This is a genomic window from Veillonella sp. R32 (genome assembly GCF_010093125.1).
In the GTDB taxonomy this organism is placed as follows: Bacteria; Bacillota; Negativicutes; order Veillonellales; family Veillonellaceae; genus Veillonella_A.
Window position 1 is genome coordinate 21,507 of record NZ_NMZQ01000007.1, and the last position, 6,279, is coordinate 27,785.

General features: G+C 39.7%; 7 protein-coding genes. All 7 read left to right on the top strand.

The window, feature by feature from the left end; genetic code table 11:
• Positions 1-94: 94 nt before the first annotated feature.
• The 7 genes from VER_RS01990 to VER_RS02020 all read left to right on the top strand — a co-directional run bounded on the left by VER_RS01990 (position 95) and on the right by VER_RS02020 (position 6,188).
• Positions 95-412: a hypothetical protein gene (locus VER_RS01990; protein WP_162099218.1), complete on the top strand. Its 318-nt coding sequence runs from the start codon at positions 95-97 to the stop codon at positions 410-412.
• A gap of 581 nt (positions 413-993) precedes the next feature.
• On the top strand, positions 994-1,890 hold the full coding sequence (locus VER_RS01995; RefSeq protein WP_162099219.1) for a sirohydrochlorin cobaltochelatase: 897 nt from the start codon (positions 994-996) through the stop codon (positions 1,888-1,890).
• A gap of 65 nt (positions 1,891-1,955) precedes the next feature.
• Positions 1,956-2,810: a sirohydrochlorin cobaltochelatase gene (locus VER_RS02000; RefSeq protein ID WP_162099220.1), complete on the top strand. Its 855-nt coding sequence runs from the start codon at positions 1,956-1,958 to the stop codon at positions 2,808-2,810.
• Positions 2,811-2,944: 134 nt separating this feature from the next.
• Positions 2,945-3,652, top strand: coding sequence for a precorrin-2 C(20)-methyltransferase (gene cobI / locus VER_RS02005; protein ID WP_162099221.1), 708 nt, complete (start codon positions 2,945-2,947; stop codon positions 3,650-3,652).
• Positions 3,653-3,656: 4 nt separating this feature from the next.
• Positions 3,657-5,048 carry a cobyrinate a,c-diamide synthase gene (locus tag VER_RS02010; protein ID WP_162099222.1) on the top strand — a complete coding sequence of 464 codons (1,392 nt, stop codon included), beginning with the start codon at positions 3,657-3,659 and terminating at the stop codon, positions 5,046-5,048.
• A 3-nt stretch (positions 5,049-5,051) separates the two neighbouring features.
• Positions 5,052-5,651 carry a cob(I)yrinic acid a,c-diamide adenosyltransferase gene (gene cobO / locus VER_RS02015; RefSeq protein ID WP_162099223.1) on the top strand — a complete coding sequence of 200 codons (600 nt, stop codon included), beginning with the start codon at positions 5,052-5,054 and terminating at the stop codon, positions 5,649-5,651.
• Between the two features lie 144 nt (positions 5,652-5,795).
• Positions 5,796-6,188 (top strand): class II SORL domain-containing protein, encoded by a 393-nt coding sequence (locus tag VER_RS02020; protein ID WP_162099224.1) that lies wholly within the window; start codon positions 5,796-5,798, stop codon positions 6,186-6,188.
• The last annotated feature ends 91 nt before the right edge of the window (positions 6,189-6,279 follow it).

Below are 6,279 nucleotides of genomic sequence, written 5' to 3' on the forward strand. Positions count from 1 at the left end.
TCTTGCTTACTGTCCTTTTGCCATAGGCAAAGGCGTGAAAGTTTGGTACTATGAAAGAGTAGGTAATTAAAATATAGATAAAGGAGGTCCAATTATGGATCAATTTATGAATGGCGCAGGTCCAAACGAAGTATCTGATTCTGTGTATGAAGTAGCGTTTACCCCTGTTTTAGAACGACCTGAATATCAGGGCGAACCGATTCACTCTAAATTATTAGCTTTACAAGAAGCTATGGGTGAGGAGGAATTTAACGAATATATTAATAGTTTGTTGCGTATTACCTATAATGGCCGTCAATTATGGTTAATCACTAAAAGTGAACGAAAACGTACTTTAATTGAAGGTAAATATTTGAAGGTGATTGCTGAGATTTTTGAAGTGGCAGCGCCTAGAGTTTTTTCGCAGCCGTAAGCTGTAATCGTTGTAGCGTTTTTATCGGTGGTAAATACTTACTATCAGTGGTAAAGGCGTAATCGTTTTATTAGTTGTAATAGTTATCAATTACATACAGAATTTCATATAATGTAGGTAACTATTAATGTATAGTTACTATACATTAATGTATAAACATTCTATTTTGCCATTTTTGACTTGTTAGCAAGGGCCACTATCAACTAGGACCGTAGTTGGTAGGGTATTTGTTACAAGACTTAATAAAATACTTCATTTTGAGAGTGTTACTTTGAGGGCACAAAGAGCGTTAAAACTTCTATAAATCGATAATAATAGAACTAAAACGATATAAATAGATATAGAAAGTGAAAATGATATTAAATATTTAATTTCTCATTGATAGTCATTGATAAATTACAAAATGAGAGAAATTCTCATTGACTAAAAAGTAAATCTAACGTATCATTATACCAACAAATAAAGTGTGACATGTATTTCGAATATTTTCGATTGCGTAAAATATGACAAATTTCAGTCTGATTTAGAGTAGTCATCATGATGATGGTGTATAGGTATTCTTGATATCGGAGGATTTATAAATGAGTACAAAGGGTATTGTTTTAGCCACATTTGGGTCGATTTATGGGGAAGCCGTTGAAAAATCCGTAGGCATTATGGAAGCTAAAATTAAAAAATCCTATCCAGATGCGGTGATTCGACGTGTATTCTTAGCGGATGCATTAATCGAAAAGTGGAACGAAAAATATGATAAGCCAGTACAATCCCTAGAAGGGGTGTTGGCGGAGTTTAAAAATACAGGCGTACGTGATGTGTTTGTATTGCCATTTGCCTTAGTGGCTGATCAGTGCTATCAAAAGATGCGCAAAGCCATTGCTACGTTTTCCTATAGTTGTGAGCGGCATGTAATGCGCATTCACGTAGGCAAGCCATTACTTAGTTCCTTAGGTGTAAAAAATTATGCCGATGATTATGTAGCTACCATTGATGCCATTATGAAGCATGTTAATATTCGTGCGTTAAATAAATCTATTTTATTAATGGCTAATGGGCAGAATCAACTTGAATTTAGCGCCTTGCAATTAAAATGTTTATATGGTAATGGTCAGAATGTGGCCGTTTTCACGTCTAATGGATTCCCTAATTTTAAACAAGCATTAACGTTGTTAGAGCGATTAGATCATAAGGAAGTCTTAGTTGTGCCACTGGCGCTTATCGGTTCAGAACATTTGATGGATTTCCTCGGCGGCGATCGTTCAGACTCTGTAGCAACTTTATTAACTGAAGAAGGCTATGGGGTAACAATTTGGAATGAAGGTTTAGGGGAAAATCCATTTATTCAGGATTTATTCCTAAAGCACTTGGCCCAATCCATTCGTATGATTGAACGTAAACAGCAGGCTCATCAGCCAAGTCATGAATCCATGCGAGATATGGGGCGGGGGGAGCGCACAAGTCGTGAATCCATGGTTGTATAAATTATAAAACAAGAATATAAAATGACGGTCCTCACTTGAGGACCGTTTTTGTCACAGGAGGGTGTATGAAAGAAGCTATTTTAGTAGTGGCCTTTGGTACGACGGTAGAGTCTGCCCGGCAGAATCAAATTAATCCCGTGGTGGCCTTTATAAAAAAACAATATAAGGACCAGGAGGTACGGTTAGCCTTTACGTCGCGCATTATTGTAAAACGTTTGAGAGAACGTGGTGAAGTTATTGATACGGAACAAAGTGCTATTGAAGATTTAATTCAGCAGGGCTATGAATCCATTATCGTACAGCCTTTACACCTGATTGGTGGCGAAGAATTTGATAAATTAAAACAAAATATATTGGCTTATAAGGGGCAAGGCTTGTTACAGCATATTGCCATTGGTCGGCCCTTATTATATTTCTTAGGTCAGGAAGAACGACCTGATGACTATGAAGCGTTAATAACGACTTTTATTGAAAATTTGCAAATCCCTAAAGAAGAGGGGCTTTTATTAGTTGGCCATGGCGGTATGAGTGTAGGCAATGCTTGTTATAGTGCGTTGCAGTTAAAACTATTTCGCAAGGGCTATCATCAGGTGCGCATTATTACCTTAGAGTGCTTCCCTGAATTAGAAGATGTGGCCATACCTTGGGAGTGGGTCGATGGCAAACGGCCTGGGCGAATTCATTTACATCCACTATTGTTAGTAGCTGGTGACCATGCGTTAAATGATATTTTTGGCGAAGAGGACGATAGTGTACAGTCTACTTTGGAGGCCGCTGGTTATGAAGTAGTACGCCATATGAAGGGGCTTGGTGAATATAGAGCGGTACAACAATTGTATGCAGAGCACTTGGCCGATGCTATGGCGGGGCGTTATGAAGGGCGCGTTTCACATAGACCAGCGATTCCTAATATTAAATAATAGGTAGTAGGCTACTTTTACTATAACAGAAAAGCATGATTCAATTAGAATTAGGGCTTGCTCGATAATAGGCTTAACGCATACAATAGTAAAGTATGAATCTTTTTGTATATGAACAGATAAGGAGAGTAACCATGAAAGGTAAATTGTATGGTATTGGTGTAGGACCTGGCGATCCAGAATTAATGACAGTCAAAGCAGCACGCATTGTAGGGGAAGCAGATATTATTATTACCCCTAAAACTGAAAAGAAAGATGGATCGGTAGCACTTAATATTGCTAAACCTTATATTCAGGATCACACGGAAATTGTGCCAGTAGTATTTCCTATGGTGCTTGATGATAATGCGCAAGCCGCTGGCTGGGAAGAAGCGCGTAAAGTTATTTTAAGTTATTTAGAAGCTGGTAAAAATGTAGTATTCTTGACCTTAGGGGATCCTATGTTCTACAGCACGTATATGTATGTATATCGTTTGATTGAAAATACAGGCTTTGAAATTGAAACGATTCCAGGGGTAACCGCATTCTGTGCAATTGGTTCCCATTTGGGGTATCCTATTGTAGAAAAAGAAGAAGTGTTAGCTATTGTACCGGCTACGGCGCCAAAAGAAAAAATTGATAAAGTATTAGCGGTAGCTGATGATGCGGTTATTATGAAAGTATACCGCAATTTCCACGAAGTACAGGAAACCCTTAAAAAACATAATATGGCTGATGATGCGGTTATGATTAGTCGTGTGGGCCTTGATGGGGAAGAAGTATATCGAGGTCTTGATACATTACCAGCTGACATGAAATTAAATTATTTATCCACTGTATTGGCTAAGCGTAAGGATCGCTAAGACTATGAAATCATATGCTATTCCGAGAGTTGTTATTGCCGGGACTAATTCTGGCGTAGGTAAAACTACAATTGTAGCTGGTTTATTGGCGGCGTTTCACGAACAAGGGAAACGGGTACAAGCCTTTAAAGTAGGCCCGGATTATATTGATCCAGGTTTTCATAAACTGGCTAGTGGTCGTGATTGTTATAACTTAGATACTTGGTTAGTGCCACCTCATAAAATGAAACCATTCTTTGCTGATATGGCTGGGGATGCTGACTTAGCTATTATTGAAGGGGTAATGGGTCTCTATGATGGCGGCCGTGAAGGGGTTAGCTCCACTGCTGAAATTGCGAAAACGTTAGAAGCACCCGTTATTTTAGTTATTGACTGTAAAGCTATGGGTGAAAGTGCCGCGGCTATTGCTAAGGGCTTTAAAGAATATGATCCGGCCGTTAATTTAGCGGGGGTTTTACTTAATCGCATTGGCTCGGATAATCATGAGCATATGATTCGCGTAGCGATGGAACGCTTAGGAATTCCAGTGATTGGCGCTATTCGTCGGGATGAACGAATGCATTCGCCAGAACGTCATTTAGGGCTTACCCCAGTGACGGAAGTGAATCCTCAAACGGCGTTAGATACCATTCGGGAAGCTATTAAGCAGAGTGTAGATTTGGAGGCTTTGTTTCATTTAGCAGAGGCCGCTCCTAAATTAATTGTCCCTGAAGTGGCCTCTAAGTCAAATAGTGAAGCTAAAGTTCGCATTGGCGTAGCCTATGATGAAGCGTTCTCCTTCTACTATCCCGCTAGCTTGCAAGCCTTGGCTGATGAAGGGGCTGAATTGGTGTATTTTAGTCCTTTAAAAGACACGGCCTTACCTGAGGTGGAAGCCCTCTTATTTGGTGGTGGTTTCCCTGAAATGTTCCTCACTGAGCTTAGTGAAAACCGAGCCATGTTAGCCTCTATTCGTGAAGCCGCAGCTATGGGCATGCCTATCTATGCGGAATGCGGGGGCCTTATGTACTTGTGCGAATCAGTGACCGATTTTGAAGGCCAAGCCCGCTCTATGGTAGGATTGGTACCAGCACAATGTGTCATGCAGGCGAAGTTGCAAAAAGTTGGCTATGTGACGGCCACGGCTCTTCAAGATACATTATTAGCCCCTAAAGGCGTTAGTCTTAGAGGCCATGAATTCCATTTTTCCACCATGGAACCTATCGCACCTATGACAGCAGACAACTTCCCTTGGGCCTTTCATTTTGAAGGAGGGCGTAGAGGGCAAGTGTATAATGGTGGTTATAGTAAAGATAATATATTGGCCACATATTTACATTTGAATTTTGCTGGTAATGAAGCGGCTGCTGAACGATTGGTTGCTAAGGCACGTGCTTATAGTACGAAGGAGGCATAAGGGATGGCTGTCGTAGATACACAAGCAAAGAGTCAAGCTATGGCAACTCAAACAGCCAAGTCTGAAGGATTGATTTTAGTGAATACGGGCAATGGCAAAGGTAAGACGACCGCGGCTTTAGGCGTAGCGTTACGAGCTGTTGGTAATGGGATGCGCGTGCTTATTTTACAATTCATTAAAGGCGGTTCTACCTATGGTGAATTAAAAGCGATTAAAGCCTTACAAGAAGCAGGGTTACCTATTGAGATTCGGCCTATGGGGAAAGGGTTTATTTTTCATAATAAAGAAACTTCGGAAGCCGATTTGATGGCTCATAAGGCTGCGGCTGACACTGCTTGGCAGATGTTAACCGAGGAAGTTATGTCCAATCATTGGGACTTAATTATTTTTGATGAAATTAATTATGCTATTAAATTTGGTTTGCTTCCGGTGGAACAAGTGGTGGCTTTGTTAGATAAAAAGCCGGCACCACTCCATGTAGTCCTCACAGGTCGTGATGCGCAGCCGGAAATTATTGCTAAAGCCCATACGGTAACGGAAATGAAGGTTATTAAACATGCCTATGAGCAGGGGATTAAAGCGGCTCGTGGCATTGAATTTTGATATTGTAAATAAATCGAAAAAAATCGTAATAGGCTCTTGAAAAAATATAGCCACATGCTATAATTAAAGTATAAGCAGTATATTATTTTAAACTATAAGTAAGTTCTTATAGGATATATTCTTATGACCAAGGAGGTTATAACAATGGCATTAATTAACTATGTAAAATCTGCAGATTTCAAAAATGAAAAACACGTTCCTGTAATTACAGCACCTGATACCGTAAAAGCCGGTGAAAAAGTTCACATTGAATTGGAAGTTGGCAAAGATATTGCCCATCCAAACACAACAGAACATCATATTTCTTGGATTAAATTATACTATGTAGAAGAAGGTACTACACTTCCATTTGAAGTAGCTCGCCTTGAATTCAATGTACATGGTGAAGCAGCTGCTGGTGCTAACGAAGGTCCTGTATTTGCTGAAGCAGCTGGTGTTGTAGTAGCATCCTTCAAAAAATCTGGTAAATTGATTGCTACTTCTTACTGCAATATCCATGGTTTATGGGAATCTGAAAAAGATATCGTAGTACAATAATAGCTTAGCTGATTATTTAGTTGTATAATGATAGTGTTAAAGCGTCAAGACTTAGGTCTTGGCGCTTTTTGTGGCTCTTTGTCAAATTTTG